General features: G+C 65.0%; 23 protein-coding genes. 11 read left to right on the top strand and 12 right to left on the bottom strand.

Annotated elements, in window-relative coordinates; all coding sequences use genetic code 11:
• Positions 1-114: 114 nt before the first annotated feature.
• Positions 115-1,482: a 2-oxoadipate dioxygenase/decarboxylase HglS gene (gene hglS / locus CSAL_RS03440; protein WP_011505971.1), complete on the top strand. Its 1,368-nt coding sequence runs from the start codon at positions 115-117 to the stop codon at positions 1,480-1,482.
• On the opposite strand, the gene CSAL_RS03435 is transcribed toward hglS, so the two are convergent.
• From CSAL_RS03435 to CSAL_RS03400, 8 genes are all read right to left on the bottom strand, one after another.
• Complete coding sequence (locus tag CSAL_RS03435) at positions 1,479-2,240, bottom strand: M15 family metallopeptidase (protein WP_011505970.1); 762 nt, start codon at positions 2,238-2,240, stop codon at positions 1,479-1,481. The two genes, hglS and CSAL_RS03435, sit on opposite strands and share 4 nt — an antisense overlap.
• Before the next feature lie 40 nt (positions 2,241-2,280).
• A complete protein-coding gene (locus tag CSAL_RS03430) occupies positions 2,281-3,558 on the bottom strand; it encodes a TRAP transporter large permease (RefSeq protein WP_043558952.1) in 1,278 nt (425 codons plus the stop codon).
• A complete protein-coding gene (locus CSAL_RS03425; protein ID WP_244846478.1) occupies positions 3,558-4,052 on the bottom strand; it encodes a TRAP transporter small permease in 495 nt (164 codons plus the stop codon). The genes CSAL_RS03430 and CSAL_RS03425 overlap by 1 nt, the downstream gene beginning before the upstream one ends.
• Positions 4,053-4,140: 88 nt before the next feature.
• Complete coding sequence (locus tag CSAL_RS03420; protein ID WP_011505967.1) at positions 4,141-5,178, bottom strand: TRAP transporter substrate-binding protein; 1,038 nt, start codon at positions 5,176-5,178, stop codon at positions 4,141-4,143.
• 110 nt (positions 5,179-5,288) lie between these two features.
• The gene (locus CSAL_RS03415) at positions 5,289-6,233 is read right to left on the bottom strand and encodes a LysR family transcriptional regulator (protein WP_011505966.1); all 945 of its coding nucleotides are present in this window, start codon (positions 6,231-6,233) and stop codon (positions 5,289-5,291) included.
• Between the two features lie 390 nt (positions 6,234-6,623).
• Positions 6,624-7,157, bottom strand: coding sequence for a hypothetical protein (locus CSAL_RS03410; RefSeq protein ID WP_011505965.1), 534 nt, complete (start codon positions 7,155-7,157; stop codon positions 6,624-6,626).
• Positions 7,158-7,182: 25 nt separating this feature from the next.
• On the bottom strand, positions 7,183-7,809 hold the full coding sequence (locus tag CSAL_RS03405; protein WP_011505964.1) for a YbhB/YbcL family Raf kinase inhibitor-like protein: 627 nt from the start codon (positions 7,807-7,809) through the stop codon (positions 7,183-7,185).
• Between the two features lie 115 nt (positions 7,810-7,924).
• Positions 7,925-8,632, bottom strand: coding sequence for an extensin-like domain-containing protein (locus CSAL_RS03400; RefSeq protein ID WP_011505963.1), 708 nt, complete (start codon positions 8,630-8,632; stop codon positions 7,925-7,927).
• Between the two features lie 125 nt (positions 8,633-8,757).
• On the opposite strand from CSAL_RS03400, the gene CSAL_RS03395 reads away from it, so the two are divergent.
• A complete protein-coding gene (locus tag CSAL_RS03395) occupies positions 8,758-9,186 on the top strand; it encodes a hypothetical protein (RefSeq protein WP_011505962.1) in 429 nt (142 codons plus the stop codon).
• Here the strand turns inward: CSAL_RS03395 and CSAL_RS03390 are convergent, their stop codons facing one another.
• Together CSAL_RS03390 and CSAL_RS03385 are read right to left on the bottom strand one after the other, a co-directional pair.
• Positions 9,187-9,366: a hypothetical protein gene (locus CSAL_RS03390; protein WP_244846476.1), complete on the bottom strand. Its 180-nt coding sequence runs from the start codon at positions 9,364-9,366 to the stop codon at positions 9,187-9,189.
• A 122-nt stretch (positions 9,367-9,488) separates the two neighbouring features.
• Positions 9,489-11,123: a BCCT family transporter gene (locus CSAL_RS03385; RefSeq protein WP_011505961.1), complete on the bottom strand. Its 1,635-nt coding sequence runs from the start codon at positions 11,121-11,123 to the stop codon at positions 9,489-9,491.
• A 284-nt stretch (positions 11,124-11,407) separates the two neighbouring features.
• Here CSAL_RS03385 and CSAL_RS03380 point away from each other — a divergent pair, with 284 nt between their 5' ends.
• The 9 genes from CSAL_RS03380 (at position 11,408) to CSAL_RS03345 (ending at position 19,149) form a co-directional block, all read left to right on the top strand.
• Positions 11,408-11,923, top strand: a complete 516-nt coding sequence (locus CSAL_RS03380) for a YqaA family protein (protein ID WP_244846473.1) — start codon at positions 11,408-11,410, stop codon at positions 11,921-11,923.
• A 97-nt stretch (positions 11,924-12,020) separates the two neighbouring features.
• Positions 12,021-12,713, top strand: a complete 693-nt coding sequence (locus CSAL_RS03375) for a thermostable hemolysin (protein WP_011505959.1) — start codon at positions 12,021-12,023, stop codon at positions 12,711-12,713.
• Between the two features lie 8 nt (positions 12,714-12,721).
• Positions 12,722-13,780, top strand: a complete 1,059-nt coding sequence (locus tag CSAL_RS03370) for an AMP-binding protein (RefSeq protein WP_222832147.1) — start codon at positions 12,722-12,724, stop codon at positions 13,778-13,780.
• Complete coding sequence (locus CSAL_RS17625; protein WP_222832146.1) at positions 13,707-14,216, top strand: acyl-CoA synthetase family protein; 510 nt, start codon at positions 13,707-13,709, stop codon at positions 14,214-14,216. The genes CSAL_RS03370 and CSAL_RS17625 overlap by 74 nt, the downstream gene beginning before the upstream one ends.
• On the top strand, positions 14,213-14,902 hold the full coding sequence (locus CSAL_RS03365) for an iron-containing redox enzyme family protein (protein ID WP_011505958.1): 690 nt from the start codon (positions 14,213-14,215) through the stop codon (positions 14,900-14,902). The genes CSAL_RS17625 and CSAL_RS03365 overlap by 4 nt, the downstream gene beginning before the upstream one ends.
• Positions 14,889-15,674 carry an SDR family oxidoreductase gene (locus CSAL_RS03360; protein WP_011505957.1) on the top strand — a complete coding sequence of 262 codons (786 nt, stop codon included), beginning with the start codon at positions 14,889-14,891 and terminating at the stop codon, positions 15,672-15,674. The genes CSAL_RS03365 and CSAL_RS03360 overlap by 14 nt, the downstream gene beginning before the upstream one ends.
• A 29-nt stretch (positions 15,675-15,703) precedes the next feature.
• On the top strand, positions 15,704-16,378 hold the full coding sequence (locus CSAL_RS03355; RefSeq protein WP_011505956.1) for a tetratricopeptide repeat protein: 675 nt from the start codon (positions 15,704-15,706) through the stop codon (positions 16,376-16,378).
• Positions 16,379-16,476: 98 nt separating this feature from the next.
• Positions 16,477-17,472: an LLM class flavin-dependent oxidoreductase gene (locus CSAL_RS03350; RefSeq protein ID WP_011505955.1), complete on the top strand. Its 996-nt coding sequence runs from the start codon at positions 16,477-16,479 to the stop codon at positions 17,470-17,472.
• Between the two features lie 186 nt (positions 17,473-17,658).
• Entirely contained in the window at positions 17,659-19,149 is a 1,491-nt protein-coding gene (locus CSAL_RS03345) for an NAD-dependent succinate-semialdehyde dehydrogenase (RefSeq protein ID WP_244846470.1), read from the top strand.
• Between the two features lie 136 nt (positions 19,150-19,285).
• Here the strand turns inward: CSAL_RS03345 and tal are convergent, their stop codons facing one another.
• Both tal and xylB read right to left on the bottom strand, forming a co-directional pair.
• Entirely contained in the window at positions 19,286-20,236 is a 951-nt protein-coding gene (gene tal, locus CSAL_RS03340; RefSeq protein WP_011505953.1) for a transaldolase, read from the bottom strand.
• Positions 20,237-20,275: 39 nt separating this feature from the next.
• Positions 20,276-21,772, bottom strand: coding sequence for a xylulokinase (xylB, locus tag CSAL_RS03335; RefSeq protein ID WP_011505952.1), 1,497 nt, complete (start codon positions 21,770-21,772; stop codon positions 20,276-20,278).
• Positions 21,773-21,819: the final 47 nt, after the last annotated feature.

Below are 21,819 nucleotides of genomic sequence, written 5' to 3'. Positions count from 1 at the left end.
GCGCGCTTTTTTTCGTTTGCCGATGCGATGGGAGCTCTGGTCTCATCACCTCCATGATGGGCACCGCGCTCACGAACGGCGCTGGGCCCTTGTTCGACTTGAGAGGTACCTCCGATGACAACCCTCGTTTCCCATCACGAGATTCGTGACCGTTTTTCCAAGGCCATGTCGGCCATGTATCAGGCCGAGGTGCCACAGTACGAAACCCTGCTCGAGCTGGTGGCGGAAGTGAACCGCGAGACCCTCGAGCGCGACCCCGAACTGGCCGAGCGACTCGCGACCCACGACGAACTGAATCGTCTCGGCGTCGAGCGGCACGGTGCCATTCGTGTCGGCAGCGCCGAGGAGCTCGCCATGCTGCGCCGGTTGTTCGCGGTGATGGGCATGGTCCCGGTGGGCTACTACGATCTCTCCGAAGCCGGCGTGCCGGTACATTCCACCGCCTTCCGCCCCATCGACGACGAGGCCCTGGCGCGCAATCCCTTCCGTGTCTTCACGTCCCTGCTGCGCCTAGAACTGATCGAGAGTCCCGAACTGCGCGAGCGTGCCGCCGGCATTCTTGCCGCGCGCGACATCTTCACAACCGGCGCACGCGAGCTGATCGCGCTCAATGAAACACAGGGGGGACTGAGCGACGAGCAGGCCGAGCGCTTCGTGGAAGAGGCGCTGGAGACCTTTCGCTGGCACCGAGACGCCACGGTGGATCTGGACACCTACGAGGCGCTGCATGCCGAGCACCGGCTGATCGCCGACGTGGTCTGCTTCCGCGGGCCGCACATCAATCACCTGACGCCGCGCACCCTGGACATCGACGAGGTCCAGCGGCGGATGCCGGCGGCGGGGATGAATCCCAAGGAAGTCATCGAAGGCCCCCCGCGTCGCGCCTGCCCGATCCTGCTGCGCCAGACCAGCTTCAAGGCCCTGGAGGAGCCGATCCGCTTCGCCGGCGATCGCCAGGGCACCCACACCGCACGCTTCGGCGAGATCGAACAGCGCGGCGTGGCGCTGACGGCCAAGGGACGCACCCTCTACGACCGGCTGCTCGGCGAGTCGCGCCGACGCACCGCCGGCCTGAGCAACGAGGCGCACCAGCGCGTGCTGGCCGAGGTCTTCGCCGATTTTCCGGATACCGAGGCCGAACTGCGCCGTCAGGGCCTGGCCTTCTTCGAATACCGGACGACCGAGGCGGGACGCGAGGCCGGCGCGATCGCCGAGACCGAGGTCGAGCGGTTGATCGAGCAGGGACTGATCATGGCCCGGCCGATCACCTACGAGGATTTCCTGCCGGTCAGCGCGGCCGGTATCTTTCAATCGAACCTCGGCGGTGACGGCAGCGAGGCCTATGCCGGTCACGCCAACCGCGAAGCCTTCGAGGAGGCACTGGGCGCGCCGGTTACCGACGAGCTGACGCTCTATGCCGAACGCGAGCGGAGTTCTCTGGATGCCGCTCTGACGTCTCTGGGCATCCCTCCAGTCCGCTAGGCGTCCTGCCCGAGCGAACGCCGCCAGCGAGCCTCCAGGCTATCGGGGCCGCTGGGGCCGAACAGCGCGCAGGATTCGCCGCGGTACCAGGCCCACATCTGGTCGCCGTAGCTGTAGTGCCACCACTCGCTGGGCAGGTTGGCGAAGCCGGCATCGACCATGGCGTGATAGAGAATCCGCCGCCGATCACGATAGGTGCGCGTGTCGGCGTCACCGGCGTGATGCTCGAAATGCACGGTATGCGATGCCGCCCGCGCCTCGTCGAAGGCAGACCCCATGTCCAGCAGCAGCCCATCGGCATCGCACAGCGCCACGTCCACCGCGCCGCCGGTGAGGTGCGGGCTCGGACGATCCACCCGCTCGCTGGGCGGCGACACGAAGGCCCGGGTCATCGCTCGTCGATCCGACTCGTCGAGATCCGCATAGCGTGTTTCCACCATTTCCAGCAGGGTGTCGTAGAGGTGGCGCTGCACGACGTAAGGTCGCCAGGCATCCAGCACTACCAGCCCCAGGCCGTCCGGCAAGTGCCGCGCCACCTCGAGAAGCCGCCGATAGACGGCCTCCCGCGCCCAGCATTCGGGCACCGCCCCGGGGACCCCCAGGGCATGGTAGAGGGGCAAGGTGCGCAGCATCGGCGCGGCGAGGCTGACCGGGTGCAGCGCCCCGCCCTCGTCGACGATGGGAATGGCTGCGATCGTCTCCCACGGCGGCTCGGCGATGGGATCAATGGGACGGAGCGTCGAATCAGTCACGTTCACGCGGTTCGTTTCCAGCAAGCAGTTCGTTTCCAAGATGAAGTCAGCCAAGAGTATTCGGGAGCCAGGTGATCAATCCGGGGAAAGTGATCAGCACCAGCAGAACCGCCACCGCCGTCAGAATGAACGGCCAGATGGTGCGGAACAATACGGTGATATCCAGTCGGCTGACTGCTGCCGCTATGAACAGGCAGGCCCCCATCGGTGGAGTGATCAAGGCAATGGTGATATTCAGCGTGATGATGATCCCCAACGCCACCGGATCGATACCGGCAGCCAGCGCCACTGGCGTGAAGACCGGCGAGAGCAGCATCAATGCCGACACCTCTTCCATGAACATGCCGGTGACGAACGTGATGGCACTGAGCATCAACAGCACGATGACCGGTGATGCAATGAAGGGCTCGAGCAAGCCGGCGAAACGCTCCGGCGCCTGGGCATAGGCCAGTTCCCAACTGATGACAGAAGAGATGCCGATGATCATGAAGATCGCCGCAGCCAGGCGCGTGGTCTCGACCAGTGCCCGCCAGAAGGCCAGCGGACGCAGTTCGCCCAACGCCAGGCCACACAGCGCCACGTAAAGCACGGTCAGCGCCCCGGACTCGGTGGGCGTGACGAAGCCCAGCACGATGCCGGCGACGATGATGAACGGCGCCACCAGCGCCGGCAGCGCGCCCCGCACTGCCGCGAACACCTCACTCCTCGCGGGTAGCGTGGTGCGACGCTCGAGGCCGGCACGCCGGGCGTGAATGGCATTCATGACCATGAACGCCAGCGCCAATAGCAGCCCCGGCACGACGCCGCCCAGAAACAGCTGCCCCACCGACGTATTGGTCTGCGCGCTGTAGAGAATCATGAAGATGCTCGGCGGAATGATCGGCCCGATCAATGAGCTGCCGGCGGTCAGCCCGGCGGCGAAGGCAGTGGAATACCCCTCACGGGTCATCGCCGGGACCAGCAATGACCCCAGTGCCGAGGCATCGGCCGCGGCCGAGCCATTGACGCCGGACATGAACACGCTGCCGACCACGTTGACGTGGCCGATGCCACCGCGCAGATGGCCGACGAGGAGACGCGCGACACGCATCAGCCGCTCTGTCATGCCAACGGCATTCATCAGGTTGCCGGCGAGAATGAACAAGGGGATGGCCATCAGCGAAAAGCTGTTGAGCCCACCGAAGAACTGCTGCGGCATCATGCGCGCGATCATTCCAGGATCCACGAACACAAAACCCACCAGCGCCGTCGCGGTCAAGGTCAAGAACAGAGGCACCCCCAGCAGGGTATTGACCAGCAAGGCGGCGAACATCGTGGCAACCATCATGATGCCGCCTCCTCGGTCGGCCCGGCGTCATCGACACCGGGCCGGGGCAGCGCGCGCGGTCCATGGAGCAGCACCTGCAAGGCAAGCAGACCGAAGCCCAGCGGCATGGCCATCATGGGAATGCTGCGGCTGATGCCCAGCCCCTGCGAGGTGAAGTAGCTGACCGACAAGGCGTATTGCCAACTCCACCAGGTCATCGCCAACGCCAGCGACAGGGTCAACAACCACTGGTAGCCCAACAGTATCCGGCGCGAACGATGTCCCAGGTGGCGTTCGAGCAGCGCCACGCGCATGTGCTCGCCACGCACCCAGACGCTTCCTGCAATCAGCAGCGCCGATGCGATCAGGCAGTAGCGGGCCAGTTCATCGCTCCAGATCGGCGCCTGGCCGACGACATAGCGGGTCACGACACCGTAGAGGATATCGACCAGGGTCACGAGCAGGGCAAGACCACCGAGCGCCGTGGTCACCCGCCCCAATAGTCTCAGCAAGGTATCTCGATACATGATGATCCCGCGTGTCGCGACCGACTACCTGCCGATCGCGACACGCGCCTCAAGGAAGTGAAGGAAGAAAACCTCAGTTGGCGAGCAGGTCACTCTGCCCAGCATCTTCGAGGGCCATTTCGATCCATGCCCGGTCAATGCCCTGCTCGTCCGTCAGCCACTCGATATAGGCCGGCTGCCCCTTCTCGCGGAAGGCAGCAAGCTCATCCTCGGTGGGCTCGATGACTTCCATGCCCTGGTCGGCCAGGAACTGGATGCGCTCGTCGACCCGCTTCTCGACATCTTCCCGGTTGAGCTCGCTGGCTTCCTGGACAGCCGCCTCGATCGCTTGGCGGTTTTCTTCGGAAAGGTCGTCGTACCATTCGCCGTTGGCAATCAAGAACTGGTCCGAATACTGCACATTGGCCAGTGTCAGATACTTCTGCACCTCGTAGAGGCTGCCCATGATGATGTACATCGGCGGGTTCATCTGGCCATCGGCGACGTTGGTCTTGAGCGCCATGTAGGTATCGGTCCAGGGGATCGGCGTGCCGGAGGCACCAAAGGCCTCGTAAAGCGCTACCTGGCTGGGGTCCATGGCACGAAAGCGCAGGCCCTCGAAATCCTCCGGACTGCTGATGGGACGCTTCGAGTTGGTGAAGTCGAGGAAGCCGCCCTCCTCGATGACACCGAGCAGCTCGGCGCCGGTACGCTCCTCGAGAGTATCCTCGACCTTGTTCCAGTAATCGCCCTCGTCGAAGAACTGGTGGGCGGCTTCATAGTCCTCGAACAAGAAGGGAATCGCGCTGACATAAATCTCCGGCACGATCGGCGACAGGCCGGCGAACGATGCAATGTTCAAGCTCGGGGTATTGATGACCTGCTCCATGCGTTCCTGCTCTTCGCCGAGCATGGAGTTGGGGTAAAGCTTGAGCTGAATGTCGCCATCGGTCTTCTCCTCTACCAGTCGCTTGAGGTTGCTGGCAAAGAGGTGCACGGCATTCTTGTCGGTATCGGGGGGGCCGTTGTAGCTCAGATTGAGGGTGGTCGCCGCATTGGCCAGGCTCACGGTGGCCATCATGCCGGTCGTGACGGCGGCCAGCAGGACGTTGCGCGGGGTGAGGATACGCATGGATGTCTCCTTGTTGTTATGCAGAGTCGAGAGGGATCGGTGTCGAACCACGACGACATGCCAACGCTAGCCGTTGCGTTGTTGACCTTTCAAGCGATTGAGTGTTGCTTTCAAGGCAACGTCTGCGTGTCCAGAACCCGCGGCGCATCGGCGCTGAAAAAGCGCATGCTGCGGCGCAAGTGCTTGATGAAGGCCTGCGCCGCGATCGTCAACGGCCGTTCCGCCCGGGTGACGATTCGCGCCCTGGCATCACGCAGCACGCTGGCATCGACCTCGCGCGCCACGATACTGCCCTCATGGATCTCTTCGAGCACCGTGAGCTCCGGCATGAACGTCACGCCCAAGCCCGAACGCACAAAATTCTTGAGAACCGAGACTGAATTGGTCTTCATCCTCGGCCGGTAGGACAGATGTGCCGCATAAAGCGCCATATCGACCAGTTGGCCCATGCCGGTGTGGCCGTCGATCAACGCCAGCGGATGGTCGGCAATATCCGCAAGCGGCAGCGGTGTCGGTGAACGCGCCAGGGGATGCTCGGCCGGCATGATCAGGTCGAGCGGCTGTCGCCTGTCGATATGCGAGACCAGGTGCGGATCATCGGGAGGCGCATACAGCAGGGCCAGATCCACGGCATCTTCCTTGACCAGCATGATTGCCTCGGTCAGTCCCGCCATGCTGACTTCGATCTCCAGCCCCGGATAGGTGGCAAGGAAGTTCTGCAGCGGCGCCGAGATCAGATCGGCGATGAACCCCTCGCCCACGGCGATGCGCACCTCGCCGCGCTCCAGATTCTGCAAGGCCTGCAAACGCGAAAGCGTGGCACGTTCGGCGGCACGCTGGTCCCGGTAATGTTGCAGCACCAGCTCTCCTGCCGGCGTCAGCGCGACACGCGACGTCCGCACCAGCAACGGTGTGCCCAATTCTTCTTCCAGGGCGCGCAGTTGACGGCTCAGCGCCGAGGGATTGACCCCGAGTTGAGCGGCGGCACGCCGGAGAGACCCATGATGAACAGCAGCATCGAGGTACTCCAGGGCACGCGACTTGAATGGTTTCATGACTCCCTCGCTCGGCGACGACTGGTTCCATGCCCGCTTCGGGCAAACGGCCCGGCGCTCGGACACACCATGCCACCCCGGCGATGGGATTGATTCCAATCCGCAACCGGCGTAGCGTACAAGGTATCGAACTCACAGGAGGCCGAATCATGGCGGAAGCCAAGAGTGTCATCAAACGTGTCTACGTTCCGACCTACGTTCGCGATCTACCGAACGGCGAGCGGGTCACCGTCCCCGGACATTACAAGAAGACACCCACGCACTCGCGCTAACGTCCGTGATCGGGTCGTGCCCGCTCGAGGGCAGTGGAACACGCATCAAGGCCCTGCCGTATCGGCAGGGCCCTTTCATGTCGGCATGGCATGCATCGCGCAACGCCCTGGGGTGGCGTCAGCGGCGCAGGTCGATCTCGCGGGTCTGGCCCTTGCCGATTTCGATCTGTTTCAGGATCAGCGGGCTGCGCGAACCGTCCGGCAGACGCACGCTGCCGGCGACATAGAAGACGCCGGCGGGAATGCCGGTGGCCTCGAAGTATCCCTGGCCGTCGGTCTCGGCATAATGGGTATACTCGCGCGCCCGCGGGTCGGCGGGCTCGATGCGCTTGCCCGCCAGCGCGACCTCGGCGGCTTCGGCGGAATAGCGCGTGGCCGGCGCGATCGATACGGTTTCGCCCTTGCCCGCCACCAGGCCGTATTGCGATGAGGCATAACGCAACCGACCCTTGAGGGTCGCGGAACCGTGTTTCTCCAGCTTGGCATATTCAGCGGCGGGAAAGTCCACCTGACGCTCGACGACATCCGCCGCCGGCTGCCCGGCCTCTTCGACCTCGACGGGTTGCGTCGGCTCCCCCGGCGGCAACATCTGGCAGCCGCTCAGCAGCCCGCCCCATAGCATCAGCCCACACAGGGCGCGTATTCGTCTCATTCCGTGAGTCATCCTGTCATGGCGCTCAGCGTGCAAGCGCCGGGTTGAGGGTATAGGTGCCCATCACGCTGGCCTGATCGAGGACATGCCCCTGCATGGCCTCGAGAACCTCGTCGCCGGTGAACTCGCCCTGCAGTTCCAGCGAGGCGACGTCCAGTGCATAGACGGTGAAATAGTAGCGGTGCACCAGGCTATCGTTCCACGGCGGGCAAGGGCCGTCGTAGCCGCCATAGATGCCTTCGAGCTGTTCGTCGTCGATGAAGAAATCCGTGTAGCTGTTGATGCCCCGCACGCCCTGAGACGTTGGGCCCGGCGCCTTGCCCTTGGCCACGACACCGTCGGCGTCCTCCCCTTCGGGGATTTCCGTCACCTCGGAAGGAATATCGATCAGTACCCAATGATAAAAGTCGCTACGGGGAAGCTCGGCAGGCACGCTGCGCCCTTCCTGATTCACGTCGCTGGGGTCCGAGGGCGCATCCGTGTCGACCACCAGCAGCACCAGGCTGCGGGTCCCGGCGGGGACATCGTGCCAGCGAACCCCCGGGTTACGATTGTCGCTGAAGCGAATGTGCTGATCGGGATCGGGCACGGCGAACGCGAAGCGCCCCGGGATGGGCTGGCCATCGATGATGCCTTGCACGTCGATACGCATGGCTGTCTCCTGACAAAACGTAACGCTGAGATGATCGAACCCAGTTTGGCACATTCATACGCCATCGCGCACATGGCAACGCCCCAATCTGCCCTGCATGCCGCCTTCGCCGCGATCAGCGGCAAAGCGACATCCCTTGCATGCCCAGATGAAAATGATTGGCATGAGCCGCGTTGTAGTCCGGCCCCAGTGTGGTTCCGAAGACGTCGCAGGCGCCATCGCGCACACGGCGCAGGAACGTGGCCGCCGAATCGTCGCCCTCCCAGTCGTCCAGCAAGACGATGCGCCGCCCGTCTGCCAGGCGAAAGGCCGCCACGTCGAGCGCCTCCGCCGTGGCATGCTGACTGCGTCGCGCGTTGTCGCGATGATAGATATTGCGACAGGCGAAGCTGCCGAAGTGACGCACCGACGCAACCGGCTCACCGAACACGTCCCGGGCGGCGGGCTGCAAGCGGTGTCGCTCGAAGAGCGTCCAGGCCACCGCCAGGGGGCAGCTGGCCACGAAACTGGCATTGAAATCGACCCCGGCGCGCCGGACGCGCACCACGTTGTCGAGCGGGCACCCCGCCACGGGGGTATGATCCTCCAGCGGCGTGTAGGCCAGCGTCCCCGGTCGCGCCGTCTCGAGCGTGGCCAGGCATGCCTGGCGATCCTCCGCGAGGCGGCCGAGCTTCCACTGTGTCACTGGCGTCAGCGGATCCTCGAGATACAGGGGTTGGAAGGGATTCCATTCACGCGGGATCGTCCAGAGCCCCTTGTCCAGGGCGATGCCCAGGGCGATTACCACGCCACCGAGGGCCAGTGTGGCAAGCGAAGGCTTCATGCGGGTTCCCGGTCGATGCAACGTCACCAGTGTAGCGAACGCCACGGGCAACGCGACGATTGTGGCGGTGCACTGCGAGAATTTGAGCGACACTGAATGCACCCTATCCTCGAGGAGATGCCACCATGCCGCGCTGGATTCCGCTCGCCTTCGTCGCCGGCTTTCTCGCCGTGCTCTGTTTCCACCAGCCGATGGCCGGGCTACTGCATGCCTATGCGATCGTGCCCTTCGCGCCCTACAGCACGACATCGGTGCCACCGCTGGGTGTGCCGCAATGGCTGTCGGCCAGTTTCTGGGGCGGCCTGTGGGGCATCGTCATGCTGTGGCTGTTCCTGCGCTATCGCATCAGCCACGGAGGGTGGTGGAAAGGCCTCGTGTTCGGCGGTATCGCCTTGACGCTGGTGGCCCTGTTCATCGTCTTCCCGCTCAAGGGGCGCGGTCTCAATCTTGCGGGGTTCCCCATCGGCTTTCTGGTCAATGGCGCCTGGGGCGTCGGCACCTGGATCTTCGCGCGTTACTTCGGCATTGCGCCGGCATCGAAGATGCGCACCTGATCACCCCCATATCAGCGTCACGAGCAATGCCAGGACGCCGACCAGCAGCGCCGTGAGCACGGCACCACTCACCAGCCGGTCAAGCCAGGCATCGAAACCGCGACGCGAACGCCACCTGCCGCCGCGCGCCTCCAGACGACGCGTGGCGCCATGGCGCTGACGCCGGCTTGCTTTGGCCATGGGCATACGTGACTCCGTGCTGAACGATCCGACTAACGATAAGGGCTGAGGTCCGATTCCACCAGAGGACGACGCAAAACGCCCGGCCGAAGCCGGGCGTTCGCCACCATCGAGCGCGTTCCTCAGGTACCGTCGCGCGTATTGATGCGCCGGTTGACCACGTTCGGTGCACGCCGGTACCGCTCGGCTTCCGCCAGCGTTTCCGCCTCGAAGGCATCGGCGCCTACCGGCGTTTCCCCATGACGATGATAAAGCGATGTCAGCATCGCCTTGCGATCGGCGCGCAATTCCTTCACCAGCACGGCAATCATGCCGTACAGGATGAAGGTGAAGGGTAACGCCGCCAGCACCGCCGCCGATTGCAGGCCATTCAACCCGCCGGCAATCAGCAGGGTCAGACAGATCGCCGCGATCAGTACCCCCCAGATCACCCGCTTGAACAGCGGCGGATTCAGCGAACCGCCATCGGTCATCTGCGACACGATATAGGTCGCCGAGTCCGCCGAGGTCACCAGGAAAATGAAGATCAGCGACAGCGCCACCACCGACAGCACATTGGAGAACGGCATCAGCTCGAACATCCGGAACAGCGCCACCGTGATGTTGTCTGCCGTGGCCGAGGCCAGTCCCACGTCGCCGGTGAGCTCCATGTTGAGCGCCGCGCCGCCGAAGACCCCGATCCACAGGCAGGCCAGCAGCGGCGGCACGATCAACACGCCGAACACGTACTCCTTGATGGTGCGCCCACGCGAGACGCGCGCCACGAAGGTGCCCACGAACGGCGACCAGGCGATGACCCAGGCCCAATAGAAGATCGTCCAGTTGCTGGCCCAGGTGTTGTCGCTATACGGCGCGACCCGCAGGCTCATGCCCACGATGTTCTGCAGGTAATCGCCGATCCCCAGGGTGATGGTCTCGAGAATGGCCACGGTGGGGCCCGTGAACAGCACGTAGAACATCAACGCGAAGCACAGCGCCATGTTGAGGTTGGAAAGGCGCTTGATGCCCTTGTCCAGCCCCGACCAGGTGGAGGCCATGTAACACAAAAACATCGCCCCCATGATGATGAACTGCCACGTCATGCCCTCTTCGACACCGAAGACCGCATGCAGGCCGCCGTTGATCTGCAGCACCGCCAGACCGATGGAGGTCGCCACCCCCATCACCGTCGCGACCACGGCAAAGACATCCAGCGCCGGTCCCAGCTTGCGCATCTTGGGACGCTTGGCGGTCATGCTCGAAAGCACGTTGGAGACCAGCCCCGCCTGGCCCTTGCGGAACTGATAATAGGCAATGATCAGCCCCACCACGGAAAACGCGGCCCACTGATGAATGCCCCAGTTGAAGAAGCTGTATTGGATGGCATAGCGTGCCGCCTCTTCGGTACCGCCTTCCACATCACCGTAGGGCGGTTCGAGGAAGTGCGTCATCGGCTCGGCCATGCCGTAGAACACCAGGCCGACGCCGAACCCCGCCGCCAGCAGCATGCTGACCCACGAGAAGAAACTGTAGGAGGGCGAACTGTCCTGGGGGCCGAGCCGAATCTTGCCATACTTGCTGCACGCCAGCGTCAGCAAGAACACCACGAACCCGAACACCGAAAACAGGTAGAACCACCCGAAATAGTGCGAAATGCCGGATAATGCCGACGACGCCGCGCTGCCGAAACGCTCGGGAAACGCCGCCCCGATGGCGACGAGAACCGCGACGATCAAGGCGGAGACGATAAATACGCGTTGCCTTCCATTGTTGGCCATGCTGCTATCCTCTTGAGTCACCCACAAGGCGATATTCCATGCCTTTCGGGCTTCTTATCACCGTGCTCGGCAGGTCTGCAATGCATGTGAGTACCAAAGCCGAGAACATGAGACCATTCGACGACAATGGCATGCTCCACACAGCACAACCATAACTTCCGTTTATATTTAATCAGATAACTCATTAATTTTCATTAAAAAGCCTTATGCCACCACCGACACGCCTGGCGTCAGCCACAGCTTGGCTCGACCGACTCTCGCACTCCCGGCACGCCCTCCCGCTCTTGTTTCTGGCCTCGGTGCTGGAGACGCTGCTGGTCCCGATCCCCATCGAGACCATCCTGATCCCGTGGATGCTTGCACAGCCCCGGCGCAAATGGCGCCTGGCAGGCGTGGCACTGGCCGGCAACCTGTGCGCCGCCGCCGTCGGCTATGCACTGGGCTCATGGGCGCTGCAAACCTGGGGAGGCACGCTGATCCCGTGGTTCGGCGGACAGGATGCCTACGCGGCCTTCCAGGCCAGAATGGCAAGCGATGGCTTCATGGCGGTCCTTGCCGTGGGGATCATTCCCATCCCGTTCCAGATCGCCATGCTCGCTGCCGGCTCGAGCGGCTACCCGTTCCTGCTTTTCATGCTCGCCGCCTTGCTGGCGCGAGGTCTGCGCTACTTCGGTCTTGCCGTCCTGGTCCATCTGGCGGGTGACGCAGCCATGTCCCTGTGGCGACGCCATGCACGCCCCATCGGCCTGCTGGGGGTGGCACTCTTCGGCGTCTGGGCCTACCTGCAGGTCACGGCATAAACGCCCTTCGGCCGGCAAGTCGTACATGATGTTAAGCAAGCGTTAAGCGTGGCGATGCAACGCTACCCTCGACTTCCTTGGTCGAGGGTAGAAAGTGATGCACGAACCACGCAGCCCCCGTTTCACCACCGTCGCGCGACCGCCCCACGTCTGGCGCGAGGCCGATATCGCCGAGCGCACCACGCTGGAGGCCTTCATCGCCGATGGCTATGCCCGCGAGCATGGCGCCACCCTGACCCACTTCCAGCCACGCCTTTTCGGCCTCTGGCGCGACGAGGAGCTCCTGGCCGCACTGGGGCTCTGCAATGCCGGTCATGCATCGCTATTCCTGGAGCGCTACCTCGAGGCCCCCATCGAGCGACGCCTTGCCGAGGTAGCAGGCGTCCCCTGCATCGCACGTCACCAAGTGATAGAAGTCGGCAACCTCGTCACGCTACGCCCCGGCCTGCTGCGTCCGCTGATCGTCATGCTGATCGGCACCCTGATCGACGAAGGGATGCAGTGGCTGACCTTTACCGCCACCACACAAGTCCGCAACGCGTTTCACAGACTCGGCCTGGAAGCGTGGCCGCTGGCCGAGGCCGACCCGGCGCGACTGGGCCAGCAACGTCACGCCTGGGGCCGCTACTACACCCACGCACCGCAGGTCATGGGAGGTGATCTGCGTCGGGCCTGGCAACTGCTCGGCAGTGGCGCGCCCAGCCAGGCCATCGTGACGCTGCCCCCGGCACGCCGGACGGGCATGCGCTCGGGCGGGGCGTCCGCCTCCATCGCGCAGGCACGAGGATGAACGCGACCATGATGACGGAACGCTTTTATCGTCACCTGGCGACCCTGGCGCATGCATGGCCGTCATCAGTGGCCCTGGAGAGCGCGCAGCGCCGACTCACCTACGCCGACTTGCATGATGAAGTCGAGACCCGTGCCAGCCGACTGCGTGCCGCGGGCGCCAGGCGTGTCGGCCTGGCGCTGGACAACGGCATCGACTGGGCGCTGTGGGACCTGGCACTGCTGTTCGCCGGCAGCATCAACGTCCCGCTGCCCGGGTTCTTCTCGGCATCGCAACAGGCCCACATCGTCGAGCGCGCCGGGCTTGACGCGCTGATCGGCCCAGCCGAGCTCGGTCAGGCGCTGGGCTTTGCCCGCGGGCCGGATGCGACGCTGTGGCGCCGACGTATCGACAGCGCACCGCCGGTGCCAGACAGCACCGTCAAGATCACCTTCACCTCGGGGACCAGTGGTGCCCCCAAGGGCGTCTGCCTGAACGCCGAGACGCAACTGCGCACCGCCGAAAGCCTGGCCGAGGTCGCCGCCGGGTGCGGTGCGACGCGCCATCTTGCCATGCTGCCGTTGGCCACTCTGCTGGAAAACATCGGCGGTCTCTACGCTCCCCTGTGGCTGGGCGCGCGCAGCATACTGCCCGGCCTGGCCGCGCTCGGCTGGCAGGGCGCCAGCGGTTTCGATGTCGCCGGGGCCCGTCGCCAGCTCGAGGCATACCGGCCCCACAGCCTGATCCTGGTACCGCAGTTGCTGGAAGCACTGCTCGCCACCTCACGCCTTTCGCCGCCTCCAGAGGCGCGTTTCATCGCCGTGGGCGGCGCCCGGGTCTCGCCGCACCTTCTCGAGGCCTCGCACGACGCCGGCTGGCCGATCTACGAAGGGTACGGCCTCTCCGAGTGCGCCTCGGTGGTGACCCTCAATCGCCCTGGCGACAACCGTCCCGGCAGTGTGGGCCGACCGCTGCCCCATGCGCGCCTGACGCTCGACGCGGATGGCGAGATCCATGTCGCCGGCACAACGATGCTCGGCTATCTCGGCGATTCCGCGCCGCCCCCCCACGCTCTGGCCCACCGGTGACCTGGGACGCTGGGAAGACGGACGTCTGGTCCTGACCGGGCGCCGCCATCAACGCTTCATTACCGCCTATGGGCGCAACGTCGACCCCGCCTGGGTCGAGGCCGAACTCACCGCCGAGCCGGCCATCGCCCAGGCTTGGGTCCACGGCGAGGCACTGCCCGCCAACCGCGCCCTGCTGGTGCCGGCGCATGACAATATCGACGCTGCGCAGCTCGAGGATGCCGTCGCTGCGGCCAATGCTCGCCTTCCCGACTACGCACGCATCACGCACTGGCGCCGTGCCGGCCCCTTCACCGCCACCGAGGGTCTGACCACCGCCAATGGCCGGCTGCGTCGCGATGCGCTGGCCGCCCGTCATCGCGACTGGCTCGAGGACCCGCTCGACAGTATCGCCACTCCCGTTCCCGTCCATCATTCCCCGAAGGAGACACCATGAGCGCCTATCGCCATCTCCAGCAGGCCACCGTCGAGTCACGCACCTGGCTGCTCGACACCCCGATCATCCAGCGCGCCCTGAACGGGCATATCAGCCGGGACGAATACCTGGCCTTTCTCGGCCAGGCATACCACCACGTCAAGCACACCGTGCCGCTGATGATGGCATGCGGTGCACGGCTTCCCGAGCGCCTTGAATGGCTTCGCGGCGCCCTGGTCGAGTACATCGAAGAGGAGTACGGCCATCAGCGCTGGATCCTCGACGACATTCGCGCCGCCGGCGGCGACCCGGACCACGCAGCCGCCAGCCGACCGGCGCCGGCCACCGAACTGATGGTGCGTTACGTGCGCGACGTCATCGGCCACGACAATCCGGTGGGGTTCTTCGGCATGGTCTTCGTTCTCGAGGGCACCAGCACCGCACTGGCCACCCGCGCCGCCGGGGCGATCCGCGAAGGCCTCGGACTGTCCGGGGACGCCTTCCATTATCTCGAGTCCCACGGCGATCTCGATATCGGCCATCTGGCGTTCTTCGAGGGGTTGATCGATCGCCTCGACGACGACGGCGACCTGCAGGCGGTGATCGACACCGCCAACATGGTCTACCGGCTTTACGGGGCGATGTTTCGCGGGCTGGAGACCAGCGAAGGCCCTGCCACGGAGGCGCTCGCCCATGCACTGGTCTGAACGGCGCATCCTTCTCACGGGAGCCAGCGGCGGGATCGGCCGTGCCCTGGCGCTGGCCCTGGCGCGCCGGGGCGCGCGACTGCTGCTGGCAGGTCGCAAGCCGACGGCACTGCAGGCACTGGCCGACGAGCTGCCGGTGCCCGCCGAGTGGCGAGCCGTCGACCTGTGCGATACCGACGCCCGCCAGCGCCTGGTCGAAGCCGCCCGCGAGCTCGACATCGACATGCTGATCAACGCCGCCGGAGTCAATCACTTCGGGCTGTTCGACGCCCAGCCTCCAGAGAGCGTGAGCGAGATGATCGCGCTCAACGTGACCGCCACCCTGCAGCTCACCCAGGCCATGCTGCCGTTGCTCAAGGCCGACGACGAGGCATGGATCGTCAATCTCGGCTCGACCTTCGGCGCCATCGGTTACCCCGGCTACGCCAGCTACTGCGCCAGCAAGGCCGCACTGCGCGGTTTCTCGCAGGCCCTGCGTCGCGAGCTCGCCGACACCCGGGTCCACGTGCACTACGTCGCTCCGCGGGCCACCCGCACGGCGATGAACGACGTCACGGTCGATACCCTCAACGCCGAACTGGGCAACGCCATGGACAGCCCGGAGCAGGTCGCCGACGCGGTTCTCCGCGCGGTCGAGCAGCGTGCCGTCGAGCGCCATCTGGGCTGGCCGGAGCGACTCTTCGTGCGTCTCAATGCCGTGGTACCCGGCGTCGTCGACCGGGCACTGCGGCGCCAGCTCGCCACCATCCAACGCTTCGCCGGCCGCGCCTGACGCGCGGCAACAACTCCCGGAGACCGCTCATGTCCGCGACTTCCCGAATGGCTCGTCACGCGCGTCGCTATGCGACCATCATCTTCCTCATCGGCCTGACATCAATGCTCACGCCCACCGCTTCGGCGATGCGCGACACCGTCGCCGGCGGTGTCCACGAACTGCAGAGCCGCTGGGCGCAGATCCAGTACCAGACGCCGGAGCGCCGGCGCGCCGACGGCTTCGATCAGCTCTACCAGCGCGCCCGGGCGTTGATCGACGCCCACCCCGATGCGGCCGAACTCTACATCTGGGCCGGGATCATCCGCAGCAGCGAAGCCGGCGCCAAGGGCGGACTGGGCGCGCTGTCGCTGGCCAAGGAGGCCAAGAGCGATCTGGAAAAGGCATTGGCACTGGACGACATCGCCCTCGACGGCTCGGCCTATACCAGTCTCGGGGCGCTCTACTATCAGGTCCCCGGCTGGCCGATCGGCTTCGGTGACGACGACAAGGCGAAAGCCATGCTGCAAAAGGCCCTGACCATCGACCCCGACGGCATCGATCCGCTCTATTTCTGGGGCGACTTCCTGCACGCGCAGGGCCACGACGCCGCGGCCCGCCAGGCGCTGGAGAAGGCCATGAAAGCCCCGTCCCGGTCGGGGCGGGAAACCGCCGATCAGGGACGGCGCGAGCAGATCCGTCAACGTCTCGACGCGCTGGAATGACCGAATCGTGGCCGGGGTTGAGTTGTCGCGCCCATGCCCCAAGAGTGGATGAATATTGAGCCGACTAACGACTCACTCATTTCTCCCTCGAGGTTCCCATGAGCCGACTCTCGCAAATCCCCCTGTCCGTTCTCGATCTGGCCCCGATCACCCGCGACGGTACCGCCGCCGAAACGTTCGAGCGCACGGTCGATCTCGCCCAGCTCGCCGACACCCTGGGCTACAATCGCTACTGGCTGGCCGAGCATCACAACATCGACGGCATCGCCAGCGCCGCCACATCGTTGCTGATCGGTCATGTCGCCGGCAAGACGCAACGCATCCGCGTGGGGTCCGGCGGCATCATGCTGCCGAACCATCCGCCGCTGGTGGTCGCCGAGCAATTCGGCACCCTGGAAACGCTCTATCCCGGGCGCATCGATCTCGGCCTGGGGCGTGCCCCCGGTTCCGACGGTGTGACCATGCAGGCCATGCGTCGCAATCCACGTGCCGGCGTCAGTGACTTTCCCGACCGCCTGGCCGAACTGCGCGGCTACCTCGGCGACGCCCTGCCCGATCAGCGAGTCAAGGCGATTCCCGGCCAGGGGACGCACGTGCCGATCTGGCTGCTGGGCTCCAGCGACTTCAGCGCCCGGCTCGCCGCGCAGCTCGGGCTGCCGTTCGCCTTCGCCGGCCAGTTCGCGCCCGGCTACATGCTGGAAGCCGTCCACCTCTATCGGCAGACGTTCCAGCCCTCCGAGGTACTGGACGCCCCCTACGTGATGCTGGGCATCCCCCTGGTTGCCGCCGACAACGACGCCCATGCGCACTACCTGGCCACCACCCAGCAGCAGAAGTTCCTCAACCTGATACGCGGCAAGAGCACGCGCACCCTGCCCCCTGTCGAGTCGCTCGACTGGTCGCCGCAGGAACGCGCCATGGTCAGCCAGAACCTCGGCGCGGCGATCGTCGGTGGTCCCGAGACGATCCGGGACGAACTCGAGAACCTGCTCGCGCACACCCAGGCCGACGAACTGATGATCAATGGTGATTTCTACGACCACGAGGACCGCCGCCGTTCGTACGAAATTCTCGCCGAGGTCTGGAAAGGCTGAGCCCCATCACCCACCTGCCAAGCGAACAAGGCCGGCGAATGTCGGCCTCCTCAAATCGAACCGTGCACACACCATCACCGAAAAGTGCCGTGCACGAGGTTGCGACATTCATTACCGACGTATTCACTGGTAACGATGGCCATACATGATGGCGCTTGAGCCTGTGCCGTCCTGGAGCGTAGCGTCATGAGCGTCAGCCAACGTTTTTTCGGGAGTATTGCTATGGAAGGCGATGAAAAAGCATTGATGCGTGAACAAGCCTTCATCGGTGGCCGCTGGACCGGCGCCCCCGATGACGACCGTCGGGAAGTCAGCGACCCGGCGACCGAACAGGTGATAGGTCACGTACCGGAACTTCAATCCCCCCATGTCGAAGAAGCGATCGACGCAGCGTCGCGCGCTTTCGAGACATGGCGCTGTACCTCGGGGGTCGAGCGCGCCGACAAACTGCTGGCATGGTACGAAGGCATGCACGAGCATGCCGAAGCGCTTGCCCGCCTGATGACCCTGGAGCAGGGCAAACCACTTGCAGAAGCCCGTGGTGAGGTCGACTATGCCGCAAGTTTCTTGCGCTGGTTCGCCGAGGAGGCACGCCGCGCCACCGGCGAGACCCTGCCGCCGGAAGACCCGGCATTCGCGATTGGCACGACCCGACAGCCGGTGGGCGTGGCCGCCATCATCACGCCGTGGAACTTTCCACTGGCGATGATCACGCGCAAGGCCGGGGCCGCCCTGGCCGCAGGCTGCACCACGCTGGTCAACCCTGCCAGCCAGACCCCTTTCAGTGCCCTGGCCCTGGCCGTATTGGCCGAACGCGCCGGGCTGACGAACGGCGAGTTCAATGTGCTGACCTGCGCCGGCAAGCGTTTCTCCGACACCGCGTGTGCCGATGATCGCGTACGCGCCCTGTCGTTCACCGGCTCCACCCAGGTGGGGCGGCAACTCTTGCGTCAGAGTGCGGATACGGTGAAGTGCACGGCGATGGAGCTCGGCGGCAACGCACCGTTCATCGTCTGCGACGATGTCGACCTGGAGACCGCCGTCGACGGGGCGATCGCGGCCAAGTTCCAGACCAGCGGTCAGGATTGTGTCGCCGCCAACCGGATCTACGTGCATCGCTCACGCTATGAAGACTTCATCCAGCGCTTCGCCGAACGCATGAATGCCATGGACGTGGGCAACGGCTTCGATGAAGACAACGAGATCGGGCCGCTGATCAACCGCGACGCGGTCGAGAAAGCCCGGGCGCTGGTCGACGACGCGAGGGACAAGGGCGCACGCGTCATCGGCCGCGATCAAGGCGAGGCCCCCGGCGCCCGGTTTTTCATGCCCACGCTGGTGGCCGACTTCACGACCGACATGCGCGTGTCCGTCGAGGAAGCATTCGCTCCGGTGGCGGCCATCCGTGCCTTCGATGACGACGATGAGGTCATCGCCGCCGCCAACGACACCATCTACGGTCTCGCCTCGTACGTGTACACCCAGGACGATGCCCGCATCCGCAAGTTCCTGCGCAATCTGGAGTTCGGCATGGTCGGGGTGAATACCATGGACATCACCGGACCGCACATCCCCTTCGGGGGAGTGAAGCAGTCGGGACTGGGCCGCGAAGGCGCCCATGCCGGCATGGAAGAATATCTGGAAACCCAATATTACTGCATCGGCCCCAAGCGGTGACCGCCGAGCGTCAAGCGGTCTGGGCGACGATGCGGACCGGTACCGTGGCCCGGCCATCCGCCGCATTGTGCCCCCGTGAAACGCAAGAAGGCCGGCATTCGCCGGCCTTCTTGTCTTCACGCAACGCGATGGCGCGTCATCCCAGGCGCGCGGCGAGCTTCTCCTCTAGAGTCGCCTGATCGTCGGCGAAGCGGCGAATGCCCTCGGCGAGCTTCTCCGTCGCCATGGCATCCTGATTGAGCCCCCAGCGGAACGCGGCTTCATCGATCGGCGCGAGGCGCTCGCTGGCGTCCCCGACATCGCTGATCTTGCGTTCGATGTCGCCTTCCTCACTCTCGAGTTCCTCGAGCAGTGCCGGCGAAATGGTCAGGCGATTGCAGCCGGCCAGCCCCAGGATCTGGCCCTTGGTACGGAAGCTGGCGCCCATGACCACGGTGTCGTAGCGGTAGCGGCTGGCGATGTCGCAGACCTTGCGCACGAACACCACGCCCGGATCTTCTTCCGGCGTGTATTCCTGCCCGGTCTTCTGCTTGTACCAGTCGGTGACGCGGCCCACGAAGGGCGAGATCAGATACACCCCGGCGTCGAAGCAGGCCCGTGCCTGCGCCTCGGAAAACAGCAGCGTCAGGTTGCACTGAATGCCTTCCTTCTCGAGCTGCTCGGCGGCACGGATGCCTTCCCAGGTGGATGCCAGCTTGATCAGCACGCGCTCGCGGCCGATACCGCGCTGTTCGTAAAGCTCGATGAGACGATGTGCCTTCGCGATGCTCGCCTCGCGATCGAAGGACAGCTTGGCGGCCACTTCCGTGGACACGCGCCCCGGAATGAGCTGCGTGATCTCGCTGCCCATGGCCACGGACAGACGGTCCACCGCCTCGTCGACACGGGCCTGGGGATCTGCGATATCGGCCTTGACCTGCGCCAGCGTTTCGTCGATCAGCGCTTGATAGCCGGGCAGCTCGAAGGCCTTGAGGATCAGCGAAGGATTTGTCGTGGCATCGTGCGGCTGATAGCGCTTGATCGCCTCGAGATCGCCGGTATCGGCGACCACCATCGAAAGTTGCTTGAGAGCCTCGAGTTGCGTCATGGCAAATGTCCTGTAACGAAAAGGGTCATGGGTCGCGTCTCATGGCGCGACGTCGTAGCGTTCGGCCAGCGCCTGACGGTAACGCTGGTAAAGTTCCTGATAACGGCGCACCGGTTCGCCACGCGGGCGGGTGAGGGTGTCGAGATCCACCTCGACGAGCCGTTCGGTAAGCGCCGACAGCGACTCGCCCGTCCCGCGTGCCAGGGTATCGCACCATGCGGCCTGAATCGCCCCGCCCAGTGCGGCGGCTTCAGTGATGCGGGGACAGATCACGTCGACATCCAAGACATCGGCGACGATCTGGCGCCATACCGGACTCTTGGCGCCACCACCGACCAGACGCACTTGGCTGGCCCGGGATGCCAGATCGCCCAATCGCTCGAACCCATAGCGTAGCCCGAACGTCGTCCCTTCGACTACCGCTCGGCACAGATTGTCCTGCGTGGTATTGAGACTCGTCATGCCCACGAAACTGGCCGAGGCATGCGGCAATGCCGGCACGCGCTCGCCGTTGAAGAATGGCAAGGCCATCACGCCCTCGGCACCCAGCGGCGCCCTGGCCACGCACTCGCCAAAGGCTTCCAGATCGAGCCCCAGCAACTCGCGTACCTTGGTCGTCGCCGAGGTGACGTTCATGGTGCATATCAGCGGCAGCCAGCCACCGTGGCTGGCGCAGAAATTGGCGACCTGGGCGTCCTCCGCTTCCACCGGGGCGTCCGAATGGGCATACACGGTCCCCGAGGTGCCCAGGCTCAAGGTCACCATGCCGGGCGCGATGTTACCGGTACCGATCGCCGCCATCATGTTGTCGCCGCCCCCGCTGGCCACCAGCACGTCATCGGCCAGCCCCAGCTCGCGGGCCAGGTCGGGACGCACCGTGCCCACCGGCTCGCGGGAGTCGATCAGACGAGGCAGCACCCGCGTCGGCGAGAGCTCCGGCGCCAGCGTCTCGAACACGTCGAGTCGCCACTCGCGCGCTCGCGTGTCGAAATAGCCGGTGCCCGAGGCATCGCCGCATTCGGCGACACGCTCGCCGGTGAGCCAGAAGTTGAGGTAATCGTGGGGCAGCAGCAAGGTGTCGATGCGCCGATACGCCTCGGGATGCGTCTCCCGCAGCCACGCCACCTTCGAGGCGGTGTAACCGGTTTGCAGCACCAGGCCCAGCTTGTCCAGGCAGCCCTCGCGGCCACCGAGTTGCTCGATCAACGCCTCGTTGTGAAGCGCCGTCTCGGTATCGCACCACAGCTTCGCGGGGTGCAACGGAAGGCCGTCGGCGTCCAGGGCCACCATGCCGTGCTGCTGCCCCGAGACGCCGATGGCGCGTATCTCGCGCGCCTGGATCCCGGCCTTGGCGACCGCCTCGTGAAACGCCTCGGTCAAGGCCTGCGTCCACTCGTTCACGTCCTGTTCGCGTCGGCCGCCGTCACCTTCCATCAGATGATGCGGGCGGCTGGCCTCGCCCAGGATCGCCGCGCGCTGGACGTCGACGATCACCACCTTGGTGCTTTGCGTTCCACAATCCACGCCAACGTACATGCTCTCTCCTTGCGCTGCAGTGTATGGCCCGCATGGGGCAAGACCTC

The sequence above is a fragment of the Chromohalobacter israelensis DSM 3043 genome (genome assembly GCF_000055785.1).
Taxonomy (GTDB): domain Bacteria; phylum Pseudomonadota; class Gammaproteobacteria; order Pseudomonadales; family Halomonadaceae; genus Chromohalobacter; species Chromohalobacter israelensis.
Note: the sequence above shows the minus strand (reverse complement) of the source record. Positions and strands in the feature narration are given on the sequence as shown.